This is a genomic window from Sinorhizobium psoraleae, assembly GCF_013283645.1.
Classification (GTDB): domain Bacteria; phylum Pseudomonadota; class Alphaproteobacteria; order Rhizobiales; family Rhizobiaceae; genus Sinorhizobium; species Sinorhizobium psoraleae.
Genome location: NZ_JABEKV010000003.1, coordinates 383,159 through 405,185, shown reverse-complemented (window position 1 = coordinate 405,185; position 22,027 = coordinate 383,159). Strand labels below are relative to the sequence as shown.

Annotated in this window: 18 protein-coding genes and 1 pseudogene; 14 read left to right on the top strand and 5 right to left on the bottom strand. The window is 62.1% G+C overall.

Features of this window, described 5'->3' with window-relative positions; all coding sequences use genetic code 11:
* Positions 1-103 precede the first annotated feature (103 nt).
* Together ILFOPFJJ_RS17695 and ILFOPFJJ_RS17690 are read right to left on the bottom strand one after the other, a co-directional pair.
* A complete protein-coding gene (locus ILFOPFJJ_RS17695) occupies positions 104-2,524 on the bottom strand; it encodes a GcvT family protein (RefSeq protein ID WP_173511875.1) in 2,421 nt (806 codons plus the stop codon).
* Positions 2,525-2,747: 223 nt separating this feature from the next.
* The gene (locus ILFOPFJJ_RS17690; protein ID WP_173511874.1) at positions 2,748-3,635 is read right to left on the bottom strand and encodes a LysR substrate-binding domain-containing protein; all 888 of its coding nucleotides are present in this window, start codon (positions 3,633-3,635) and stop codon (positions 2,748-2,750) included.
* A 228-nt stretch (positions 3,636-3,863) separates the two neighbouring features.
* On the opposite strand from ILFOPFJJ_RS17690, the gene ILFOPFJJ_RS17685 reads away from it, so the two are divergent.
* The 10 genes from ILFOPFJJ_RS17685 (at position 3,864) to ILFOPFJJ_RS17640 (ending at position 14,215) form a co-directional block, all read left to right on the top strand.
* Entirely contained in the window at positions 3,864-5,399 is a 1,536-nt protein-coding gene (locus ILFOPFJJ_RS17685; protein WP_173511873.1) for a trimethylamine methyltransferase family protein, read from the top strand.
* Positions 5,400-5,407: 8 nt separating this feature from the next.
* Positions 5,408-6,400 (top strand): GlxA family transcriptional regulator, encoded by a 993-nt coding sequence (locus tag ILFOPFJJ_RS17680; protein ID WP_173511872.1) that lies wholly within the window; start codon positions 5,408-5,410, stop codon positions 6,398-6,400.
* A 91-nt stretch (positions 6,401-6,491) separates the two neighbouring features.
* Positions 6,492-7,796, top strand: a complete 1,305-nt coding sequence (locus ILFOPFJJ_RS17675; RefSeq protein ID WP_173511871.1) for a M24 family metallopeptidase — start codon at positions 6,492-6,494, stop codon at positions 7,794-7,796.
* Entirely contained in the window at positions 7,796-8,476 is a 681-nt protein-coding gene (locus ILFOPFJJ_RS17670; RefSeq protein ID WP_173511870.1) for an isochorismatase family protein, read from the top strand. Before ILFOPFJJ_RS17675 ends, ILFOPFJJ_RS17670 begins: the two co-directional genes overlap by 1 nt.
* A gap of 24 nt (positions 8,477-8,500) precedes the next feature.
* Positions 8,501-9,163 (top strand): ABC transporter permease, encoded by a 663-nt coding sequence (locus ILFOPFJJ_RS17665; RefSeq protein WP_173511869.1) that lies wholly within the window; start codon positions 8,501-8,503, stop codon positions 9,161-9,163.
* On the top strand, positions 9,160-10,275 hold the full coding sequence (locus ILFOPFJJ_RS17660; RefSeq protein WP_173511868.1) for an ABC transporter ATP-binding protein: 1,116 nt from the start codon (positions 9,160-9,162) through the stop codon (positions 10,273-10,275). Before ILFOPFJJ_RS17665 ends, ILFOPFJJ_RS17660 begins: the two co-directional genes overlap by 4 nt.
* Positions 10,272-11,027 carry an ABC transporter permease gene (locus tag ILFOPFJJ_RS17655; RefSeq protein WP_173511867.1) on the top strand — a complete coding sequence of 252 codons (756 nt, stop codon included), beginning with the start codon at positions 10,272-10,274 and terminating at the stop codon, positions 11,025-11,027. The genes ILFOPFJJ_RS17660 and ILFOPFJJ_RS17655 overlap by 4 nt, the downstream gene beginning before the upstream one ends.
* A gap of 23 nt (positions 11,028-11,050) precedes the next feature.
* A complete protein-coding gene (locus tag ILFOPFJJ_RS17650; protein ID WP_173511866.1) occupies positions 11,051-11,941 on the top strand; it encodes a glycine betaine ABC transporter substrate-binding protein in 891 nt (296 codons plus the stop codon).
* A 142-nt stretch (positions 11,942-12,083) separates the two neighbouring features.
* On the top strand, positions 12,084-13,208 hold the full coding sequence (locus ILFOPFJJ_RS17645; RefSeq protein WP_173511865.1) for a mandelate racemase/muconate lactonizing enzyme family protein: 1,125 nt from the start codon (positions 12,084-12,086) through the stop codon (positions 13,206-13,208).
* Complete coding sequence (locus tag ILFOPFJJ_RS17640) at positions 13,205-14,215, top strand: Ldh family oxidoreductase (protein ID WP_173511864.1); 1,011 nt, start codon at positions 13,205-13,207, stop codon at positions 14,213-14,215. Before ILFOPFJJ_RS17645 ends, ILFOPFJJ_RS17640 begins: the two co-directional genes overlap by 4 nt.
* Before the next feature lie 37 nt (positions 14,216-14,252).
* Here the strand turns inward: ILFOPFJJ_RS17640 and chrA are convergent, their stop codons facing one another.
* Together chrA and ILFOPFJJ_RS17630 are read right to left on the bottom strand one after the other, a co-directional pair.
* Positions 14,253-15,668 (bottom strand): chromate efflux transporter, encoded by a 1,416-nt coding sequence (chrA, locus tag ILFOPFJJ_RS17635; protein WP_173511863.1) that lies wholly within the window; start codon positions 15,666-15,668, stop codon positions 14,253-14,255.
* Positions 15,669-16,490, bottom strand: coding sequence for a chromate resistance protein ChrB domain-containing protein (locus tag ILFOPFJJ_RS17630; RefSeq protein ID WP_173511862.1), 822 nt, complete (start codon positions 16,488-16,490; stop codon positions 15,669-15,671).
* Positions 16,491-16,779: 289 nt separating this feature from the next.
* On the opposite strand from ILFOPFJJ_RS17630, the gene ILFOPFJJ_RS17625 reads away from it, so the two are divergent.
* A complete protein-coding gene (locus tag ILFOPFJJ_RS17625) occupies positions 16,780-18,039 on the top strand; it encodes a DUF763 domain-containing protein (RefSeq protein WP_173511861.1) in 1,260 nt (419 codons plus the stop codon).
* A gap of 149 nt (positions 18,040-18,188) precedes the next feature.
* Here the strand turns inward: ILFOPFJJ_RS17625 and ILFOPFJJ_RS36485 are convergent.
* Positions 18,189-18,281 (bottom strand): annotated as a pseudogene (locus ILFOPFJJ_RS36485) (TA system VapC family ribonuclease toxin); the annotation flags it as partial.
* A gap of 315 nt (positions 18,282-18,596) precedes the next feature.
* Between ILFOPFJJ_RS36485 and ILFOPFJJ_RS17620 the strand changes: the two are divergent.
* The 3 genes from ILFOPFJJ_RS17620 to ILFOPFJJ_RS17610 all read left to right on the top strand — a co-directional run bounded on the left by ILFOPFJJ_RS17620 (position 18,597) and on the right by ILFOPFJJ_RS17610 (position 21,952).
* Positions 18,597-18,842 (top strand): DUF1127 domain-containing protein, encoded by a 246-nt coding sequence (locus ILFOPFJJ_RS17620; protein WP_173511860.1) that lies wholly within the window; start codon positions 18,597-18,599, stop codon positions 18,840-18,842.
* A gap of 39 nt (positions 18,843-18,881) precedes the next feature.
* On the top strand, positions 18,882-20,603 hold the full coding sequence (locus ILFOPFJJ_RS17615) for a tetratricopeptide repeat protein (RefSeq protein ID WP_173511859.1): 1,722 nt from the start codon (positions 18,882-18,884) through the stop codon (positions 20,601-20,603).
* A gap of 644 nt (positions 20,604-21,247) precedes the next feature.
* A complete protein-coding gene (locus ILFOPFJJ_RS17610; RefSeq protein ID WP_173511858.1) occupies positions 21,248-21,952 on the top strand; it encodes a GntR family transcriptional regulator in 705 nt (234 codons plus the stop codon).
* The last annotated feature ends 75 nt before the right edge of the window (positions 21,953-22,027 follow it).

The window sequence follows — 22,027 nt, the reverse complement described above, 5'->3', positions numbered from 1 at the left end:
CCTCGACAAAATGTCAGCGCGAAGCAGGCGGCCGCCAGCGGCAAGAGGTAATGCGGCAGGATTCCGACCGCCTAATCTGCCGATCAGACGCGCCGCACGGCTGTCACGATCTCAGCCTTTCCCCTTCCGGGTCGAACGGCGGCCGTTCCAGGACTATTGCATCATGGGGACGGCCGAGGATCGCGACGCTGACCTTGTCCCCCGGCTTCGCCATATCGGCCTTGATGTAGCAGAGGGCGAGCGACATGCCGACGCTATAGCCATACGCGCCGGACGAGACCTGGCCGATCGGGGTGCCGTCATGAAGAAAGATCGGCTCGCCGCCGGTGGCATCCGCATCCCTGGCGTCGATTGATACCATGGCGAGCTTCTGCCTCGGGTGCTCCCCGGCAATCTTCTGATAGGCGTCCCTGTTCAGGAAGGCGCCCTTGTCGATCTTGATCAAGCGGCCGAGACCACTTTCCTGCGGCCAATATTCCGGCGAGTACTCGCGGCTCCAGCTGCCGTAGCCCTTTTCTATGCGCAGCGAGGCGAGCGCGCGTGAGCCGACCGGGCCTGCGCCGAGGTCCTTGCCGGCCTCGAGCAAGGCGTCGTAGAGCGCGACCTGCTGGTCGGCGTCGCAGTAGAGCTCCCAGCCGAGATCACCGGTGAAGGAGACGCGCAGCGCGACGACATCGACGCCCGCGACACTCATCCTGCGCGACCGCATGAACGGGAAGCTCTCGTTGGAAAGGTCTTCGTTCGTCAGCCGCATGAGCAATTCGCGGGATTTCGGACCGGCGATGTTGAAGGCGCAGAGGCGCTCCGTCATCGACGTGAAGGTGGTGCCTTCTGGCAGCGGAACCGCCTTGAAGAACCGCTGGTGGTAGCGCTCCGCCATGCCGGAGCCGAAAATCATGAACTCGTGCTCGCCGAGCTTCGTCACGGTGAAATCTCCCGCGATGCCGCCGCGCTTGCCGATGAGCGGCGTCAGGCACGAGCGGCCGATCTCAGTCGGCATGCGGTTGGCGAAGAGCGCGTCAAGCCACTCGGCGGCGCCGGGCCCCTTCACCGCATATTTGGCGAAGTTGGATATGTCGATGATGCCGGCATTCTCGCGCAGCATGCGGGCCTCGCGGCCGACGGGCGCCCACCAGTTCTGGCGGATAAAGCCGATTGTCTCTTCCTTCGGCTCGCCATCGGCGGAGAACCAGAGCGGATGTTCCCAGCCGAAATTGAGGCCGAAGACCGCGCCCATAGCCTTCTGTTTCTCATAGGCCGGCCGGGTGCGAACGGGTCGGCCGGCCGCCCGCTCCTCGTTGGGGAAGTGGATCTTGAAGCGGTGGCTGTACTGGTCCTGCACGCGCGCCTTGGTGAAGGCCTTGTTCGCCCAGTTGCCGAAACGCGCCATGTCCCAGCCGAACATGTCGAGCGACGGTTCACCCTCTATCATCCACTCCGCCGCAAGTTTGCCCATGCCGCCCGACTGCGAGAAGCCGGGGATGATGCCGTTGCAGCAGAAGTAGTTCGTCAGCTCCGGCACGGGGCCGAAGAGGACCGCGCTGTCCGGCGACCAGATCATCGGCCCGTTGATCACGCGCTTGATGCCCGCCATTCCGACGACCGGCACACGGTCGATGGCGCGCATCATGTTGTCCTCGATGCGTTCGAGATCGTCGGGGAAGAGCTCGTGGCCGAAGCCGAGCGGCGTGCCTTCCTCTGCCCAGAAGCGCATGTCGCGTTCATAGGCGCCGATCAAAAGGCCGAGGCCTTCCTGCCGGAGGTAATATTCGCCGTCGCGGTCCGCCACGGAGGGAAGCCGCCGGTCGAGCGCGGCGATTTCCGGGATCGTCTCGGTCACGAAATACTGGTGTTCCGTCGGGATCAACGGAAGTTCGAGCCCCGCCATGGCGGCGACTTCACGGCCCCACAACCCGGCCGCGTTGACGACCCATTGGGTGCGGATGTCGCCTTTGGGCGTGCGCACGATCCAGCTGCCGTCCGGTTGCGCCTCGGTGCCGATCACTGGTGTGAAACGGTGGATTTCCGCACCCCGCCGGCGCGCGCCGGCGGCATAGGCCATCGTGACGCCGGAGGGGTCGACATTACCGCCCTCGGGCTCGTACATGATGCAGCGGATGCCGTCGAAATTGACGAGCGGATGCAGGCGCTCCGCCTCGTCACGACCGATCTCGTAGAAGTTCATCTTGTATCGGCGCGCCTTGGCCTCCTGCAGCCTGAGCTGATGCTCGCGCGCCTCGGTCTGCGCGAGATAGAGGGAGCCTGGCTGGAAGACGCCGCAGCCTTGCCCGGTCTCCACTTCCAGTTCCTTGTAAAGCGTCATGGTATAGTGCTGGAGCAGGCTGATATTGGTGGAGTCGTGCAGGCCGTGGATATTGGCCGCCGCATGCCAGGTCGAACCCGACGTCAGTTCGCTGCGCTCCAAAAGTACGACGTCGGACCAGCCGAGCTTGGTGAGATGGTAGAGAATGGAACAACCGATGAGACCGCCGCCGATGACGACCGCTTGAGCGTGGGAGCGCATAGATTCCAACCTTGAACTGATGACGTCTGCTGCCGGCGGGCCTGTGCCGGCGGACCTCAGTTTAGGGGCGGGCGGTTTCTTCCAAAAGGCGGCGAGAGCGTGAAATCGGCCCCTTTCGGTGTCAGATGGACAAATAAAACGGGGTCATTGATCCCGCAATTTTCGCTTGTTGCCGGATGGGGTTCGGCTAGTCTGAAGTCGGCTCTTTCTGTGTTTTAGGCGGTCAGCCGATCACCTTCTGGGCCTCGGCGACAATCCACTCGCGCACCTTGGCGACAGTCGTGCTTTTTGACGCCTGGCCCTCGGCGAGGTAGTAGTTCCACGCGCTCTTGGTCCGGGTCTGGAACGGCTCGACGAGCAGGCCACGGTCGATGTAGGTCCGCGCAAGCGACTGGGTGGTCACGATGCAGCCGGCGCCGCTCGCCGCCATCTCCAGCGCGATGTTTGTGGAGTTCGTGGAAAGCCGCTTGTCGTTTGCGGATGCATCGATGCCGAGCGCGTCGGCCATGTCCTGCCAGAACTCCTGCCGTCCGTGCACGGCGATCCAGTTCGATCTCAGAAGGTCCCCCGGCGTCTTGATGGAATTCTGGCCGTGGACGAGTTGCGGCGCGCACAGAAGCACGAGCCTGTCGTTCCACAATTGCATGCCGTTTGCCGGCATATTGTCGAAGCGACGGATCGAAATGAGGATATCGGCGATCTGCTCGGTCGAATCCTCCCAGATCGTGCCATGCAGAAGGATTTCGACGTCAGGATGTTTCCTGCTGAAACCGGCGACGCACTTTGCCAGCCAATTTTCGGCAAGGCTCGTCGGGCAGGAGATGACCACAGTTTTGTTGCGCGCTGAAGCCAGGACGGCTTCCGTGGCGAAATCGATCTGGGTGAGTGCCTGGCGCAGGGTGGGAAGAAAGGCCTCCCCCATCTCGGTCAGCTTGAGGCTCCGCGGATAGCGAATAAAGAGCTGGCGCCCGAGATATTGTTCGAGCGCGCGCACGTGATTGCTGATGGCGGCCTGCGTATAGCCCAGTTCGTTGGCCGCCTCAGTGAAGCTTAGATGCCGGGCGGAGCACTCGAAGGACCGGATGTAGTTCAATGGCGGTGGCGGCTTCATCTGAAGTTCCCTTTTTGCACGACGCTAGCCCGGCCGCTTCCGCACTTGCAAGTCGCAAGCGCGTCATGACATGGTTTTTTTTGGCCATTGCCGCCGAACTTATCATGTGAAGACCGGTGCATGATTGGCCATAGTTTCAGTGAGGCGGAACACAAAAGCGCAAGTATCCACGACCGGGCTTCTTATTGCCCCCGGTGGGTGGATGCATTGCATGAAAGGCAGTTCTCGATGAGTGATAGACGCGGCGGCGGACGGCGATCGCGGGCAACCCGGGGCGGCGGCGGCATCTCACAGCTACCATGGCAGGAGGTCGTCAATACCTATACCCCGATGAAGCTTGTCGATGAGGAGCGTATAGAGGCGCTTCATCGCAATTCGATACGCATTCTCTCGGAAATCGGCATCCGCGTCATGAGCGAAAAGGCGATGACGCTGTTCGAGAAGGCGGGCGCCATCGTCGACCGCGCGAACCTGACGGTCCGAGTCGACGAATCCATTGTCGACGCCGCACTGGCCACCGCACCGTCCTCCTTCACGCTCACCAGCCGCAACCCGGCGAAGCGGCTGACGGTCGGCGGCAATACGATGGCTTTCGGTCTCGTGGCGGGCCCGCCGAACGTGCACGACCGGATCAACGGCCGGCGGCAGGGCAATCTGACCGATTACCAGAACTTCACGCGGCTGGCCCATTACTTCAACGCGATCCATATTCTTGGAAACCAGGTGTGCGCACCGATCGAGCTGCCGGCCAATTCGCGGCACCTCGATACCTACAACGCAAATCTTACACTCAGCGATCTCTGCTTCCACTGTACCGCTATCGGCCGCGGGCGCGCCGTCGACGGCATCAACATGATGGCAATCGCGCGCGGCATCAGCGTCGAGGAGATGCGCCAATCCCCCGGTGTCATCACCATCATCTCTGTGAACTCGCCGCGGCTTTTCGACGATGCGATGGCTGACGGACTGATCGCCATGGCCGAGCACGGGCAGCCGGTGACCATCACGCCCTTCACGCTCATGGGCGCCATGACGCCGGTGACGCTGGCGGCGGCGCTCTGCCAGCAGAATGCCGAGGCGCTGTTCGGCGTCACGCTCGCGCAGCTGGTCAATCCGGGGACGCCGGTCATGTACGGCGCGTTCACGTCCAACGTGGACATGCGCTCCGGCGCGCCAGCCTTCGGAACGCCGGAGAACGCCAAGGCGAACGTCATCGCGGGCCAGCTCGCGCGGCGCTACAAGCTGCCCTATCGCACATCGAACGCCAACGCCTCGAACGTTGTCGACCTCCAGGCGGCGTATGAGACGGAGATGGCGACCTGGGGTGCGGTGCTTGGCGGCGCCAACCTCATCTATCACGCTGCGGGATGGCTCGAAGGCGGATTGACGGCGTCCTATGAGAAGCTCGTGCTCGACGTGGAGATCCTGCAGAACATGATGGGCTTTCTCGCGCCCATGCCCTTCTCCGAGGACGATCTCGGTTTCGAAGCCATCAAGGCGGTACCCGCCGGCGGACACTTTTTCGGTTCAGAACACACGATGGCGCGGTACGAGACGGCCTTCTACCAGCCGATGCTGTCCAACTGGCAGAACTACGGCAGCTGGCAGGAGGCGGGTGGGCGCGATGCGCTGGAGCGCGCGACCGACATCTGGCAGCAGGCCTTGCGTGAATACGAGGAGCCGGCACTCGACCCGGCAATCCGAGAAGAGCTCGATGCCTACATGATCAAGCGGCGCGCGGAGATCGGGGCGGGCGAACCTTGAGGGGGCCGATGAAGGATACGCAGGAAATCCGCCTTGCGGTTTTGATGTTTCCAAACTTTCCGCTGATGGCCTTCAGTTCGATCATCGAGCCGCTGCGCGCAGCCAACACGCTTTCCGGCAGGCGCTGTTATTCCTGGATCACGGTCGCGGCCGGCGAGAAAATCAAGGCGTCGAACGGCATCGGGATCGAACCGGACTTTCATGTGCGCAACGCACCCGAGGTCGACAGGATCATCGTGTGTTCCGGCGGGGACGCGGAGCACCTCGTCGCGGACGAGGAGATGGCGTGGATCCGCAAGAATCTCCGCTCCGGTGCGCAGCTTGGCGCGGTGGCGGACGCGGCCTTCTTCCTCGCGCGCAAAGGATTGCTCGATGGTCACGCCTGCACGCTGCACTGGACGAGCCAGCCTGCCTTCAAGGAAGCATTCCCGCATCTCGACATGCGCTCGGACCTTTATGTGATCGACCGCCGCCGCTTCACCTCCGTCGGCGGCATCGGCAGCCTCGACATGATGCTGGACATGATCGGACGGGATTATGGCGCCGAACTCGCCGACGGTGTCGCCGGCTGGTACATGCACAGCCCATTGCGCCCGGATGCGGACCGGCGAAAGCTGACATTGCGTATCCGGAGCGGCATCGTCGACGACCTCGTCCTTTCCGCAGTGGCGATGATGGAAGATGCTATCGAGGACGTATTGCGCATCGAGGATCTGGCCAGCCGGCTTAACGTCTCATCCGACAAACTCGAACGCGCCTTCAAGGCCGAAGTGGGCGTATCGCCCAACGCCTATTATCGCAATCTGAGGCTGGGTCATGCCGCAGACATGCTGACGCATTCCAGTCTCAAGGTGAATGAAGTCGCCGTCGCCTGCGGCTTTGGAAATGCCGCAAACTTCTCCCGCGCCTTCAAGCAGCAGTTCGGATACGTGCCGCACAGCGTTCGCCGCCGCGTCTCGCGGGCGGGCGAGGCGCCCCGTGCAGTCGCGGGGCTGAAATAATGAAACTCTGCGGATTCCAGCATAGACACTGCGGAATCCGCGCAATTGCGCGCTCCGACTCTTCTCCATCCTGCTGGAAAAGGAGATTGTCATGAGCATTGTTGTATTCGACCCCGACAGCGTGGACGATGTGGACTTCAAGGACCGGATGCGCCATCCGGAGGCAGCCGATCCGGCCGGCGGCATGTGGCTTTCGGACACGGAGCCGTCCTTCATCGACGCCGACGCCTTGCGCAAGGGACGGCTGAAGAAGCTACGCGACTGGATGCGCGCGGCCGGCTACGGCGCGGTGGTCCTTTTCGATCCTTATAACCAGCGCTATGCGACGGGTTCCCGAAACATGTTCGGGTACTTCCTCCGCAACTCCACCCGCTATTTCTTCATTCCCGCCGAAGGCCCGATCGTTCTCTTCGAATATCCGCAGAGCTATCATGTCTCGATGGTCCTCGACACGGTCGATGAGGCTCGCCCCTCGAAGCTTGTCTGGTCCTCCGTCTCCGGTAAGGACGACGAGACCGCCGGGCCGTTCGCGGACGAGATCACCGACTTGCTCAAGCAGCATGGCGGCGGATCGATGAAGCTCGGCATGGATCGCTGCAGCCACCTGCAGGCCGTGGCGCTCGAAAAGCGCGGTTGCGAGGTAAAGGACTGTCAGGGCGAAATTCTTGCCGTCCGGGCAGTCAAGACCCCCGAAGAAATCAAGTGCCTTCAGGTTTCCATGGCCGGCGCCGAAGCCGCGGTGGCCGCCGTGCGTGAAGCGATCAAGCCGGGCGTTTCCGAAAACGAGCTCTTCGCGATCATGTATCACGAAGTCATCCGGCAGGGCGGCGAGTTCATCGAGACCCGCCTGCTGAGTTCCGGCCAGCGAACCAACCCCTGGTTCAACGAGGCGAGCGGCCGGAAGATCAGGCCGGGGGAACTCGTTGCCCTCGATACCGACACGATCGGCTGCTACGGCTATTACTCCGATTTCTCGCGCACCTTCCGCTGCGGTCCCGGCAAGCCGACGCCTTACCAGAAGTCGCTCTACCGGATGGCCTATGAGCAGGTTCAGCACAATATCGATATCGTTAAGCCGGGCATGGCCTTCCGCGAGATCGCCGAAAAGGCCTGGAAGATACCCGACCGCTTCGTCGATCAGCGTTACACGTCGGTGATGCACGGCGTCGGCATGCATGGCGAGACCCCGTTCATCGCGCATGCAATGGACTACGAGACCTATGGTCGCGATGGGCACCTCGTGCCCGGAATGGTCGTCTCCGTCGAGAGCTATATCGGCGAGAAGGGCGGTCGCGAGGGCGTGAAACTCGAAGACGAAATCCTCATCACGGAAACCGGCACGGAACTGTTGTCGCGCTTCCCTTATGAGGATGAATTCCTGAGCGGGGAGATTTGATGAAGAAGCCGTTGCGGATTGAGCGTCAGAAGGTTGCCGCCCTTGTCATCGATCTCCAGGAGGAGCATCGCCACGACGAGCGTTATCTCGTCGAGGGCTACGACGCGGTTCTTCGCAATGCCGCCCGCCTTCAGGATTCGGCGCGCCGCAACGGCATTCCCGTCTTCCACTGCGCCTACATCGTCGACCTGGCCGACCATGTCCGCCCGTTCCATCCAATCGGGCCGGACGGGCGCTCTGCGTTCAGTGACAAGGACGACCCGCTGACGGCGATCTGTCCCGAAGTCGCTCCGCGCGCGTCGGAGCGACTGCTTGTGAAGAACGAAGCAAGCGCCTTCGGGAAAAGTCCACTGATTGGCGAATTGCGCGACGCAGGCGTGCAATGGCTGGTGATCGCCGGTGTCTGGACCGAAGCCTGCGTCGACGCGACGGTCAAGGATGCGATCAACTTCGGCCTGCATGTCCTGCTCGTCAAGGACGCCTGCGGCAGCGGCGGTCTTGCGATGCACCAAGCGGGTATACTGAATCTTGCAAACCGCCTCTATGGCGGCGCGGTGGTCGACACGCAAGCCGCGTGCGCCCTGCTGGAGGGCAGCACTGTCGACGCGTGGCAGATCGAAGGATCCGTGCCCCTGCGCTTCACCTTCGAGAATGCTGCCGAACTTTACAGGGAACTCTAGGCAATGAAAGGCTGGCCGTAACGAATGGAAATCGTCCGGTTCATCATCGACAATCTGGACATCATAGGCACGCGGGCGCTCGAGCACATCTCGATCGTCTTCCTGGCGGTAGGGATTGCGATCGCGACGGCGGTACCGATCGGGATTGTCATCACGCAGTCGAAGAGCACGGCCGACACCGTTCTCTATCTTGCATCGATGATGATAACCGTTCCGTCGATCGCGCTGTTCGGCCTGATGATACCGCTGCTCTCACCGATCGGGCACGGCATCGGCTATGTCCCGGCGGTGGTAGCCGTCATTCTCTATTCCCAGCTCCCCATCATCCGAAACACCTACACCGCCATCACCAATGTCGATCCCGCTCTTCGCGAGGCCGCGAAAGGGATGGGCATGAGCACCTGGCAGCGTCTGCGGCAGGTCGAAATCCCGCTCGCCATCCCGGTTATCATGGCCGGCGTGCGGACAGCCGTCGTCATGAACATCGGCGTGACGGCGATTGCCGCCTATATCGGGGCAGGCGGTCTCGGCACCTTCATCTCGCGCGGGATCAGCCAATCCGATCCCCGTCAGTTGGTGACCGGCGCACTTGCGGTCTCACTGCTTGCCATCGCAGCCGACCTTTTCCTCGCGCTCGTGCAGCGCCTTCTCACATCACGCGGCATCCGGTGGGAGGTCACGCCATGATCCGGCTCGAGAACCTGACGAAACACTACGGTCCGGCGCATGATCCTCTCGTTGCGGTCGACAACGTAAGCTTCGACCTCCCCACCGGCGAGATCTGCGTGTTGCTTGGCCCGTCGGGCTGCGGCAAGACGACGACGATGAAGATGATCAACCGGCTGATCCAGCCGACCAGCGGCAAGGTCTTCATCAACGGCAAGGACACCAGCACCGTCGATCCAATCGAACTCCGGCGGTCCATCGGCTATGTGATCCAGCAGATCGGCCTGTTCCCAAACAAGACGATCGAGGAAAACATCTGTGTGGTGCCAGATCTGCTCGGCTGGGACCGCCGCAAGTCGCGCGCCCGAGCGAAAGAGCTCCTCGAGCTTGTGGGGCTTCAGCCCGACCTCTTCCTCAAGCGCTATCCGAACGAACTTTCAGGCGGCCAGCAGCAGCGCGTCGGCGTCCTGCGTGCGCTTGCGGCCGATCCGCCGGTCATGCTGATGGACGAGCCGTTCGGGGCGATCGACCCCATCAACCGCGAAGCCATCCAGGAGGAGTTCCTGAAGATGCAGCGGGAAATCCGCAAGACGATCATCTTCGTCTCGCACGATCTCGACGAAGCGGTGAAGATGGCGGACAAGATCGCGATCTTCCGTAGCGGCAAGCTCGAACAGTATGCCGCGCCAGACGAGTTGCTCGCCCGGCCCGCGAACAGCTTCATCGAGGACTTTCTGGGCTCGGACCGGGCGCTCAAGCGGCTGAGGCTTGTCTCGGTGCGCGACGCCATGGAGACGGACTTCATCACGGTTCGGCGCTCGGATTCGCTGGAGCATGCCCTTGAGCGCATGCGTTCGTCGCGCAGCGCTGCAGCCTTCGTCCTTAACGCCGATGGCGTGCCGGAATCTCTTCTGAGCGAGCAGGCGGCAGAGGTGCGCTCCGGTACCGTGGGCGATCATGCCGAACCGGTAAAGTCTGCTGTTCCGACCACCGGTGATCTGCGGCAAGCCGTGTCGCTGATGTTCGCGCACGACATGCCGCTACTGCCCTGCGTCGACGAGGCCGGGCGGATGGCGGGCGTTATGAGCTACCGGTCCATCGTGCATAACCTAGGCCACGGAGGGAAGGCATGAGCGCTCTTGTCGACCAGGCCGAACCGCAGCAACGCCGCCGGGTCGAAATCGCACCGATGATCGTACTCATCGTTCTGGCCGGAACTGTCGTCTGGCTTTGGTGGAGCGGCATGGCCGAGGAGATCCTCGCCTATTCCGATGACATCTCCTATCTCGCCGTTCAGCACCTGGAACTGGTCGCTTGGGCTGGAGGCCTTGCCATCCTTGTGGCCGTGCCGGTCGGCATCGTGCTTTCACGGCCTGCCTTCCGCTTCATTTCGGAGGCGGTGATGCAGATTTTCAATATCGGCAGCACCGTGCCGACCCTTGCGATCCTGGCGCTCTCCATGACGCTGCTCGGTATCGGTACGGTGCCCGCGGTCTTCGGGCTCTGGGCGGCGACCCTCCTTCCGATCGTGCGCAACACCTATGCTGGCTTGCGCGCGGTGCCGCCCCACCTGGTGGAAGCCGCAACGGGCATGGGCATGACGCCGCGGCAGGTTTTGTGGCGCGTCGAACTTCCAAACGCCCTCTTCGTGATCTTCGGCGGCATCCGCACGGCGCTCGCGATCTGCGTCGGATCCGCGCCGCTGGTCTTTCTGATCGGCGCGGGCGGACTTGGCGAACTGATCTTCACCGGGATCTCGCTGGACGAACTCCCGATGATGATGGCCGGGGCCATTCCCACGGCAATGATCGCGGTCCTGGTCGATTTCGTATTCGGCCAGGTCCAGTACTACCTCGTCCCACGAGGCATCAATCCGTTGCGATAACAAAATGAGAGAGAGGAACTGAAATGAACTTCGCACCGAAACTTGCCAAAACCCTTCTATCAGCGGCGGCCATCGCGCTCGTCGCAACCTCCGCCTGGGCAGCGACGCTTACCGTCGGCGGGAAAAACTTCACCGAGCAGCTGATCATAGCAGAGATCACCAAGCAGCTCCTCGAGAGCAAGGGCTACACCGTCGACAAGAAGGACGGCATGGGCACCAAGATCGTCCGCGCCGCACTGGAGAACGGAGAGGTCGATCTTTATTGGGAATATACCGGGACGTCACTCATCACCTTCAACAAGGTGACGGAACGGCTTTCGCCGGAGGAGACTTACAACCGCGTCAAGAAACTGGATGGCGAAAAAGGCCTCGTCTGGCTGGCGCCGTCCGCGGCGAACAACACCTACGCCTATGTCATCAAGCCGGGCAACGCCAAGACGGAAGGCATGGAGACGATCTCCGACCTCGCCAAGGCGTATAACGACGGCAAGGAAATTCTCATGGGGACGACGGCCGAATATCCCAAGCGCCCCGACGGCCTGATCGGCTTGCAGGAGGTCTACGGTTTCGAGGCCGGGCGCGCCAATGTGCGGCCGATGGACCTTGGTCTTGCCTACAACGCGCTCGCCAATGGTGATCTCGACACGATCGCCGCCCAGGCGACCGACGGCCAGATCGCAGCACTCGGCCTGAAGACGCTGAAGGACGACAAAGGCTTCTTCCCGAACTATGCGCTGACCCCCGTCGTGCGCAAGGAAGTCCTCGACGAGAATCCGGATCTTAAGGGTACGCTCGAAGCGGTCTCGACGAAGCTCGACGATGCAACGATGCAGCGTTTGAACAGCGAGGTCGATGTCGAGAAGAAAACCATCGAAACCGTGGCCGCCGACTACCTGAAGTCGCTCGGCATGTAAGGCCAAGCTCTTCGCGTCCTATCGAATGTCTCGCCCGCCTGCAGGTTCTCCCGCAGGCGGGAGGGGAAGGTGCGTGCCGGAAAGCCGGGCGCCAAATGCATGGCTCGGCCAATGCCGGCCACCTTTTTGAGGAACCCCGAGAATGGTCAAGATATCAAGCGTCCGCGTCCGCCCGCTCGTCCTGCCGCTGAAGCAGCCCTACCACTGGTCCTACGGCATTCGCGAAGCATTTGCTGTCAATCTCATCGAGGTCGAGGCGGATGACGGCACGGTCGGTATCGGCGAGTGCACGGTTGCGCCGGATCAGACCGGAACCGCGGCCATCCTTCACCGCCTGGCCAACCATCTTGTCGGCCATTCGCCCCATGACGTGGCGCCGCTCATCGCGCGCATCTTCCATCAGGAATATCTCGGGCACGGCGCGAATATCATGCGGGCGGCCAACCAGATGTTCTCAGGCATCGACATGGCTATGTGGGACCTTCAAGGCAAGCTCGCCGGCCTGCCAGTGCACCAACTGCTTGGCGGGGCGCACCGGAAGGCGGTCGGCTACTTTTATTTCCTTCAGGGCGAGACCGCCGAAGAGCTTGCACGTGATGCCGCCGTCGGTCATGCCCAGGGCGAGCGTGTCTTTTATCTCAAGGTTGGCCGCGGCGAGAAGCTCGATCTGGAGATCACCGCGGCGGTTCGCCGCGAGATCGGCGACGCGCGCCTGCGCCTCGACGCAAACGAAGGCTGGAGCGTGCACGAGGCGATCAACATGTGCCGCAAGCTCGAGAAGTACGACATCGAGTTCATCGAGCAGCCGACGGTGAGCTGGAGCATTCCCGCCATGGCGCATGTGCGTGAGAAGGTCGGCATTCCGATCGTTGCGGATCAGGCCGCCTTCACACTCTACGATGTGTACGAGATCTGCCGCCAGCGGGCCGCCGACATGATTTGCATCGGCCCGCGCGAGATCGGCGGAATACAGCCGATGATGAAGGCGGCCGCTGTAGCGGAATCCGCCGGGCTGAAAATCTGCATCCATTCTTCCTTCACCACCGGGATTACCACCTGCGCCGAGCACCACATCGGGCTAGCCATCCCCAATCTCGACGATGGCAACCAGATCATGTGGCAGCTCGTCCAGAAGGATATCGTCTCCTCGCCTGACCTGGCGCCCAGGAACGGCTGGCTCGATGCCTTCACGAAACAGGGTCTCGGTTTCCAACTTGCCGACGACCTCGTCGCCAAAGGTGAAAGACGCTACACGGCAAGCCGATGACCACGGTCGAAACATCCCGGGAGACGATCGAGGCGGTTTGCCTGTCGGTGCTGACAGGCCATGGCGCGACTGTCGATAATGCGCTGCCCGTGGCGCAGGCGATCGCCAGGGCGGAGGCGGACGGCAATCGCGTCTGCGGCCTCTACTATCTGCCGATTTTCTGCAGGCATTTGACGGTCGGCAAGGTCGATGGAGAAGCCGTTCCAGACGTGACGACACGCGGTGCCACGGTCGCGGTCGACGCACGGTACGGCTTCGCGCATCCTGCCATTGCCGCCGGCATGCCGGCCCTGATCGGCGCCGCACGAGGCGCCGGCGTCGCGGCCATGGCAGTGCGCAACTCGTACAATTGCCTCGCGCTCGGCCATCACGTCCTCCCGCTCGCCGATGCCGGCCTGATCGGCATCTGCCTGTCGAATGCGCCCGCCTCCGTCGCGCCGCCCGGCGCGACGGAGGCGCTCTTCGGCACGAATCCGCTTGCCTTCGCCATACCTTCGACAGAAGGGGCTCCTCCCATTGTCGTCGACCAGAGCATGAGCGCCGTCACCAAGACGGAGATGATCCTGCGCCGCAATCGCGGAGAGGCGATCCCGACCGGCTGGGCACAGGACAAGCATGGGAAGCCGACGACCGACGCGGCCACCGGCCTGGAAGGTTCCCTTCTGCCGGCTGGCGGGCACAAGGGTGCCAATATCGCCCTTCTCGTGGAAATCCTTGCCGCCGCCCTGACCGGTTCGGCGCTGAGCACAGAGGCGAGCGCCTTTGGAAACGACGAGGGCGGCCCGCCGCGCGTCGGGCAATTCCTGATTGCCATCGATCCCGGCCATTTCTCCGCCGGGCACTTTTGCGATGCCGTCAACGGTTTGACCGCATCCCATGAAGCCGCCGGCGTAAGGCTTCCCGGACACTCCGGACGAAAGCGGGCGGTATGCGTCGATGCCGATCTTTGGCAGACGGCCTTGCGGCTTTCAAAACCGGAAGGCGCCCAGGAGTCTCAATCGAACTGAACAACACAGCGACGTCAATCGTCGAATGACGCCCAACCTAGATCAAGGCATTTGCTCCGACTGTCCAAACGAGTCCGGCGACGGCGCAGGCAAGCAGCGTCGCGATGATCGAAGCTTGGAAACGGAAGATTGCGATGGCGGCCGCCGCTGTGAGCACGAGCGATGGCAGCACCAGTGAGGATAGATCGGGGACATCGAGCGCGAACCAACCGAGCCTCCACGTCACCACCTCTGCAAACAGCGTGTGCAGCCCGAACCAGACGGCGAGGTTGAGGATCACCCCGACGACCGCGGCGGTGATTGCCGACATTGCGCCGGTCAGCGCCACGTTGTTGCGAAGGCGCTCGATGAAAGGCGCTCCGAGGAAAATCCAAAGGAAGCAGGGAACGAAGGTCACCCAGGTCGTCAGGATAGCCGCAAGCGTCGCCGCCGTCATCGGGTTCAGCGAGCCCGGATCACGGTAGGCCCCCATGAAGCCGACGAACTGGACAACCATGATCAAAGGGCCAGGCGTCGTTTCGGCCATTCCGAGGCCGTCGAGCATCTCGCCGGGCTTCAGCCAGCCGTAGTGCTGAACCGCTTCCTGGGCGACATAGGCGAGCACGGCATAAGCTCCGCCGAAGGTGACGACGGCCATCTGGCTGAAGAACAGCCCGATCTGGGTAAAGATATTGTCCACGCCGAGGAAGGCGGTAAGCAGCATCAACGGAACGAGCCAGAGCGCGAAGAACGCCGCCGAGACACGCAGCGACCAGGAAAGGTTCGGACGGGCATGGGCCGGAGTTTCCTCTCCGAGCAGCGAATCTTCGTCCTTCAGGACAGGACCGGATCCCGCCTTGTGACCGCCGCCAATCCGGAAGAGCGGCGAACCGGACCGGCCGCCGACATAGCCGAATATACCCGCGGCCAGGATGATCAGCGGGAATGGGACGCGGAAGAAGAAAATGGCGACGAAAGCGGCCGCCGCGATGCCGATCATCAGTCGGTTCTTGAGTGCCCTGGCACCGATCCGGAATACGGCATGAATGACAACGGCGAGCACAGCCGCCTTCAGGCCGAAGAACAGCCCTTCGACGACGGTGACATTGCCAAAGGCTGCGTAGATATAGCTCAAGCCGAGAATGGAGAGGAAACCCGGCAGCACGAACAGCGTGCCGGCAACGAGGCCGCCGGCGGTACGGTGCAGGAGCCAGCCGATGTAGACCGCAAGCTGCTGCGCCTCCGGTCCCGGCAGCAGCATGCAGTAGTTCAGGGCATGCAGAAAACGGTGCTCGCCGATCCAGCGTTTTTCGTCGACGAGGATGCGATGCATCACCGCAATCTGGCCGGCAGGACCGCCGAAACTCAAAGCCGCAATTCTTGCCCAGACCCGTACGGCCTCGCCGAACGGAATCCCGTGGGCGTATTCCTGCCGCGCCGCTCCCGGCGCGGCCCTGTTTGCAGTTTCGGTCATTTACGAATCCTTTTTCGGCGATGGCCAGTTATGCGTTTCGTCGGTAGCATCCCGGCACCAGCGGTAAAAGGCGTCGTAGAGCAGCATCCCGGCCTCCAGTTGCTCAAGATCGTCGGCATACATACGCGACAGACCGAGTGATGCCGCCAAAAGACCGGGCGCTTCCGGAGCGAGATCGAGGCGGGCGGTGTCCGCGCCGCGCACGATCATGGCGAGCCGCTGCAACGGTTCGGTGGAAAGACCGAATTCCTCGACCATGACGTCGAAGGTGCAAAGCTCGCCCTTGTGGCTCCAGCGGATCGGGGCATCTATGTCGAAGGGCGTCGCGGCGAAGCGCTCGCCGACCACCTCGACCTCGGCAGGCGACACGAACAGGAAGACTGCCTGCGGATCGACGAAGCGGCGGATCAGCCAAGGGCAGGCGATGCGGTCGATCTTCGGCCGCGCCCTTGTCACCCAGACGGTGCGTCCGCTCGTATCCCGCTCCGGTATCGCGGAAGCGGGTACGGCCGGATAGCCAAGCTCAGCCCAGGCTTCGAAGCCGCCTTCGAGCACGTCGGCGGCAATGCCATAGTGGCGAAGCCAGGCAGCGACACCGTAGCTGAGTTTCTTGCCGCGATGACAGATGATCACCGCTGAGTCGCGATCGAGCTCCGCAACCCACTCCTGTACATTGCGATAATCGCGCCGCATGGAGCCGGGCACCAAACGCGGATCAGCGCCGAAATCCTCGTCGATCCGGATATCGATGAGCGCGGGGCACCTGGGGGTGCCGATCAGGCGGGCAAGTTTCTCGGGGGAAATTTCAAGCAGTGACGACATATGACGCGTCCTCCGTGTGAGCGGTTGATTGGACGCGATGCTTCGGCTGTCGCCTCGTGGGGTGATCGCAACCCCCATGCGCGGTGTTTTCCGCTCTTTGCCCGGTCCTGTCAAGCGGTTCGACTCGTAGGAAACGCAGAGGCCTGATCGTCGCGCAATACGTCGATAATGGTTCGCCTTTGCCCAACGCGTGTACTTGGATGTTTCGCCCCTAACAAATCCGCGCAAAAGAGAACATTTGGAGAACTTCTCCCTGTCATAACTCCGACTGCCGGTTTATAAGGAACGGATGGTTCAAAGAGCAGGCAGTGCGGATCTCCCGCTTCATGGTGGCAAGGTTCCCCGGTGGCTGGGCGATCGTATGACGAAGCTTGGTGCGGTCATCACTGAGGCGATCGTGATCGAATATGGCCGCGACGAGTTTCTCCGGCGTTTGGCGCACCCTTTCTGGTTTCAGTCCTTGGGCTGCGTCATGGGGATGGATTGGCACTCTTCCGGAATCACAACCAGTGTCATTGGCGCTTTGAAGCGCGGCCTCGCACCTCTTTCGCGGGAATTGGGTATTCATGTTTGCGGAGGACGTGGGCGAAACTCGAGGCAGACACCAGACGAATTGATAGACATCGGTAACCGCGTCGGCATCGACGGCGGCGGTCTCGCAACTACCAGCCGGCTCGTCGCAAAGGTCGACAGCGCGGCGGTTCAAGATGGTTTCCACCTTTACCTGCACAGTTTCATCGTGGCCGACGACGGCAAATGGGTGGTCGTGCAGCAAGGCATGAATGGCGATAAGCGACAGGCTCGGCGCTATCACTGGCTATCAGAAGGCGTTTCCAGTTTCGTCGATTCTCCCCATGCAGCGATAGAAGGAAGGCGCCAAGGTGAAATCGTCAATCTCGCCGACAGGCGTGCCGCTGCGTCGCGACGTAGTCAGCTTGACCTTTTAACCTCTCACGGGCCCGATCGAATTGTCCGGGAGGTATTCGCGATGGACCGGGAGGTCAAAGCGAAGGAACTCGCGCAACCCCTGCTGCCGCACCTTGTAATGCCGGCACATCATGAGGTGCGAGAGGAAAACATCAACATGAAGCGGTTGCATGCAACGCTTGCTGCGGCGGCCGATCGCGGACCGGAAGATTTCGAACAGCTCCTGCTCGTGCCAGGCGTCGGTGCGCGGACGGTCAACGCGCTCGCGATGGTGGCAGAAGTGGTGCATGGCGCCCCCTACCGCTTTGCCGATCCCGCGCGGTTCTCCCTTGCGCACGGCGGCAAGGATCGCCACCCGCTTCCCGTGCCACTCAAAATCTACGATCAGACGATCCGCGTAATGAAATCGGCTGTGACCAAAGCGCGGCTGGGTCGCGATGAGGAACTGCAGGCGCTGAGACGCTTGGACGATCAGGCGAGGCAGCTGGAGAAATACGTTACAGGCCCAGATCTAAAAGAAATTGTCGCCGGGGAGTTCCGCCGGTCCCCCGAATGGGACGGTCGCAGCGTCTTTGGCTGGGAGGCATATCCTGAGCAGTCCGACGAGAAAGCACGCTCCTAGGCGGGGGTGGGCGGTGTTGGATAGACAAAGGACCATCGGACGAAATTAGTTGCGCTCTCGGTTCGGGAGCACCCTTGCCGCAACCACCCAGTTGCGAGGCAAAAACGCATTCTCGTTCCAAGAGGATCCCATAATGTATCGACGTGAACTCACACCCTGTTTGTGGTGATCAGGTGCAAGGCAGAATTGCCCCTTGTGACCGCCGTTGCTGACAGCTTGCGATCGAATGTCGCCAGTTGGCCCCACGCGCCTTGGCGAGCGACGCGAATCATTCGAGCGCATCATCATGGGCCACATGGCCCGGATTCGATTATTCCGGACCGCAGCATGCGTGTGTCCGCGTGATGCTGAAGCGGCGCAAAGGCTGCTTCCAGTTACTTCCGGAACTGCCGCACTGGCAGAGCCGGTGTATTTCCACTGACAGATCGATCGCGCGTGCGGGCTGAACGTACGCTGGCCATCGCATCAGGAACGATAAAGCGGTGAACCCGTCGCAGACGGCCGCATTGGCGAGTGTCAACTGACTGCTGGACACTCAGATCAAGAAGGAAAGCACCATGTCCAAGACCTCCTTCAGCATTAATCCATCGGCCCTTCTGGCAGCAGCGCGAAGCCCAGCCTTCTTGAGCCACGCTGCACAGATTGCCGAGACAATCCGCCGTCGGAGGCGGATCAGTCGGGCACGCGGCTGCGCCTTGCATGAGATGCCGGATCACATCCTCAAGGACATCGGCGTAACGCGTTTCGAAGTTGAACACCTCGTCGGCTCTGCACGAGCCAGCAACTGGCACAAGGGCGCGTGAAGCGGCCGAGTGCCACGGTCTCCCTCCGATCGAAAGCAGATGAGAATGACCATGAAAACGCACCTTCTCTCCGGCGCCCTGTCCGCAGCGATTCTGATCGCCGCCGGCCCGACACTTGCCCATGATGCGAAGTACCACCTGGCAAAGAACACGGAACTGAAACAGTTCGGCGGCAACCAGCTTCCGACGCCGGTTGCCGATGGTGCCCAAGTTCCTCTGTGGGCAAATCTGACCGGTCATCGCTCCTCCGCCTCTACGGCGAACGAAGGAGCGCAGGCTTATATCGATCAGGCGATGATGCTGAGTTTCGGGTTCAACCATGCCGAAGCTGCACGCAGTTTCAGGCAAGCACAGAAACTTGATCCATCTTGCTCGATCTGTTTCTGGGGAGAGGCGCTCGTGCTCGGTCCGAACATCAACGCACCGATGGATCCCGATGCAAATGCTGCGGCAATGGCGGCGGTGGCACAGGCCACGGCCCTGGCGCCGAACGCATCTCCGCGTGAGCAGGCGTTAATCGCCGCCCTGGCCCATCGCTATGCTCCGGATACCGAACGTACAGTTCTTGACCAAGCCTATGCAGATGCCATGGCCGAAGTCGCCGGTAAGTTTCCGAACGACGACGATATTGCCGTTCTTTATGCAGAGGCGTTGATGGATCTCAGCCCCTGGGACTACTGGACCGACGGCGGCGCAAAGCCGAAGGGAAGGACTGCGGAGATCATCTCGACGCTTGAACGGGTGCTGGCGCGCAACGCGAACCATGTCGGTGCGATCCATCTCTACATCCATGCTGTCGAGGCCTCGACGACGCCCGAGCGGGCGGAGCTACACGCCGATCGCCTGGCGAAGATGGAGATCGATGCCGGTCATCTCGTTCACATGCCCTCTCACATCTACTACCGCGTCGGACGCTACGCGGATTCGCTTGCGGTCAACCGCCGTGCGGTCGCGACGGATGAGTCTTTCTTCAAAGCCGTGGCGCCCGAGGGGCTCTATGCAGGCGGCTACTATCCGCACAATATCCACTTCCTGCTGGTTTCGGCGCAGATGGCCGGCGACGGACCGACTGCAATCGAGGCGGCGCAGAAGCTCTCCGGGGTGATTTCGGACGAGCTCGCGCGCGCCGCACCTGCCTTCGTTCAGCCGATCAAGGCCGCGCCCCTCTTCGCGCATGCCCAGTTCAGCGATCCTGAAACGATCCTCGGGGTCGCGCGTCCCACTGGCGCCTTCCCGTTTGTTGACGCGGCCTGGCATTATATGCGCGGGGTGGCCCAGGCTGCGCGTGGTGATCTTGGGGCTGCTCGGGTCGAAGGGGCGGCGATTGCCGAGATCGCGCGATCGTCCGACTGGAGCGAGTTGGAGGCCGGCGGAATGCCCGCTGCCGACGTGTTGGAAATAACCGGGCACGTCCTCACGGCGCGTATCGCCCAAGCGGGCGATGATTGGCCGGCTGCCGCCCGCGCATTCGCAGATGCCAAGAAAGTGGAGGATCGCCTTTCCTATATGGAGCCGCGCCATTGGTATTACCCGCTCGGGCAGTCGCTCGGGGCGGCGCTGCTCCGCGTCGGCGATCTCGATGGCGCGGAGAAGGCCTTTCTCGAGAGCCTCGATCTTGCTCCGAACAATGGCTGGGCATTGTTCGGCCTGAGCGAGGTCTACCGTGCACGCGGCGACGAGGCCCTGGTTGAAAAAACGACGCGTCGATGGCGCGAGGCCTGGGTCGGCAACACGTCGATGCTGCGGCTCGACCGGCTTTGACGGTCTGCGAACGGAGGGGCGCGGCTTCGGCGGCTTCCTCCGGCGGATCCGTCACCGCGTCGCAAAGGCCCGCCCTGCTCTTCCATGCCGGGGCGAGCATCGCATTCGTGCTGGATGTGCCCGTTGATCTAATCGGCCCCAGCGTTGACGCGGTGTACGAGCGTGCTCGGCCGGCTCCATAGATCGCACCCGCGCGGTAGCGATGCTCGTGCCCCGATCGTTTCCTTGGCGCGGCGCATCGGTCTGTCGCGCGGCACCATGAACTCACGGAAAACACGACTGTCGCGGTGGTCTGTTGGTCGCACGCGTGCCGATCGCAGGCCCGCATGGAGGAAGCCATCAAGATCGGAGCCGCGATATTGCCGGACGAACGGAAAAGCTAAGGCACGGGTCGCGCCAGCACCGGTGCCATGGCCAGAGCACGTCGAGTCACGCTTCCGCAACCCGTCATGCCAGTCGCCGCTTGCAGAGCTCCTCTCCTCCCATAAGCGTCGAAGGACTCGCTCTTTACGAGTGGCAGTGTCGGCGCGCGGCAGCAAGCCCGATATCCACTTCTTGTTGAGCTGCGCCATGCACCGCCCGGAAATTGTTGATCCTGTTGTCTGGGGAAAGTATTCCTTTTGTCGACAAGAGGATTTTGCCAAATGACCGACACCGACAACAATTCCCTCCCGGAACGCAAGCGGGGCTCCGGCGTGAAGATGGTCTACGACCTTCTTCGCGACGAGATCCTTGATCTTGTCCTGCCGCCCGGCAGCCCAATCGACGAGGTGCAACTGGCCGAGCGCTTCAAGCTCTCCCGCACGCCGATCCGTGAGGCACTGGTGCGGCTGGCAGGAGAGGGGCTGATCGACACGTTGCCGAATCGATCGACGATGGTGTCGAACATCGATTTCCTCAACCTTCACACATTCTTCGAGGCACTGGTGCTGATGTACCGGGTGACGACCCGGCTCGCGGCGCAGAACCACCGCCCGGAAGACCTGCCGGTGATCCGCGGCTTCCACGAAGATTATGCGGCGGCCGTCCAGTCGCGCGACGCACTGGCCATGATCGCCACCAATGCAGCTTTTCATGCGGCAATCGCCGAGGCCGGCCGCAACCCCTATTTCACCGGCCTGTTCCGCCGGTTGCTCGATGAAGGGCGGCGGATTCTCCGCCTCTACTACCAGTCCTATGAGGAACAGTTCCCACAGCGCTTCGTCGACGAGCACGCGGAAATCATCGCGGCGATCGAAGCGCGCGATGTGGAGGCGGCCGATCGTCTCGGCAAGGCGCATGCCGAGCAGATCGTCGAGCAGGTGCAGAAACTGTTCACCCGAAACAACAAGCTCGACATTGACCTGTAGCGGCCTGTATTTTTCTTGTCGACAAATAAAATACAAGACGCTATTGTTCGCTTCAAGGGCACGGAAGCGGCACCA

Excerpts from the sequence above, each read along its gene's own strand:
- ILFOPFJJ_RS17695 (WP_173511875.1), bottom strand. The coding sequence starts at position 2,524 with ATGCGCTCCCACGCTCAAGCGGTCGTCATCGGCGGCGGTCTCATCGGT.
- ILFOPFJJ_RS17690 (WP_173511874.1), bottom strand. The coding sequence starts at position 3,635 with ATGAAGCCGCCACCGCCATTGAACTACATCCGGTCCTTCGAGTGCTCC.
- ILFOPFJJ_RS17685 (WP_173511873.1), top strand. The coding sequence starts at position 3,864 with ATGAGTGATAGACGCGGCGGCGGACGGCGATCGCGGGCAACCCGGGGC.
- ILFOPFJJ_RS17680 (WP_173511872.1), top strand. The coding sequence starts at position 5,408 with ATGAAGGATACGCAGGAAATCCGCCTTGCGGTTTTGATGTTTCCAAAC.
- ILFOPFJJ_RS17675 (WP_173511871.1), top strand. The coding sequence starts at position 6,492 with ATGAGCATTGTTGTATTCGACCCCGACAGCGTGGACGATGTGGACTTC.
- ILFOPFJJ_RS17670 (WP_173511870.1), top strand. The coding sequence starts at position 7,796 with ATGAAGAAGCCGTTGCGGATTGAGCGTCAGAAGGTTGCCGCCCTTGTC.
- ILFOPFJJ_RS17665 (WP_173511869.1), top strand. The coding sequence starts at position 8,501 with ATGGAAATCGTCCGGTTCATCATCGACAATCTGGACATCATAGGCACG.
- ILFOPFJJ_RS17660 (WP_173511868.1), top strand. The coding sequence starts at position 9,160 with ATGATCCGGCTCGAGAACCTGACGAAACACTACGGTCCGGCGCATGAT.
- ILFOPFJJ_RS17655 (WP_173511867.1), top strand. The coding sequence starts at position 10,272 with ATGAGCGCTCTTGTCGACCAGGCCGAACCGCAGCAACGCCGCCGGGTC.
- ILFOPFJJ_RS17650 (WP_173511866.1), top strand. The coding sequence starts at position 11,051 with ATGAACTTCGCACCGAAACTTGCCAAAACCCTTCTATCAGCGGCGGCC.
- ILFOPFJJ_RS17645 (WP_173511865.1), top strand. The coding sequence starts at position 12,084 with ATGGTCAAGATATCAAGCGTCCGCGTCCGCCCGCTCGTCCTGCCGCTG.
- ILFOPFJJ_RS17640 (WP_173511864.1), top strand. The coding sequence starts at position 13,205 with ATGACCACGGTCGAAACATCCCGGGAGACGATCGAGGCGGTTTGCCTG.
- chrA (WP_173511863.1), bottom strand. The coding sequence starts at position 15,668 with ATGACCGAAACTGCAAACAGGGCCGCGCCGGGAGCGGCGCGGCAGGAA.
- ILFOPFJJ_RS17630 (WP_173511862.1), bottom strand. The coding sequence starts at position 16,490 with ATGTCGTCACTGCTTGAAATTTCCCCCGAGAAACTTGCCCGCCTGATC.
- ILFOPFJJ_RS17625 (WP_173511861.1), top strand. The coding sequence starts at position 16,780 with ATGGTTCAAAGAGCAGGCAGTGCGGATCTCCCGCTTCATGGTGGCAAG.
- ILFOPFJJ_RS17620 (WP_173511860.1), top strand. The coding sequence starts at position 18,597 with ATGTCCAAGACCTCCTTCAGCATTAATCCATCGGCCCTTCTGGCAGCA.
- ILFOPFJJ_RS17615 (WP_173511859.1), top strand. The coding sequence starts at position 18,882 with ATGAGAATGACCATGAAAACGCACCTTCTCTCCGGCGCCCTGTCCGCA.
- ILFOPFJJ_RS17610 (WP_173511858.1), top strand. The coding sequence starts at position 21,248 with ATGACCGACACCGACAACAATTCCCTCCCGGAACGCAAGCGGGGCTCC.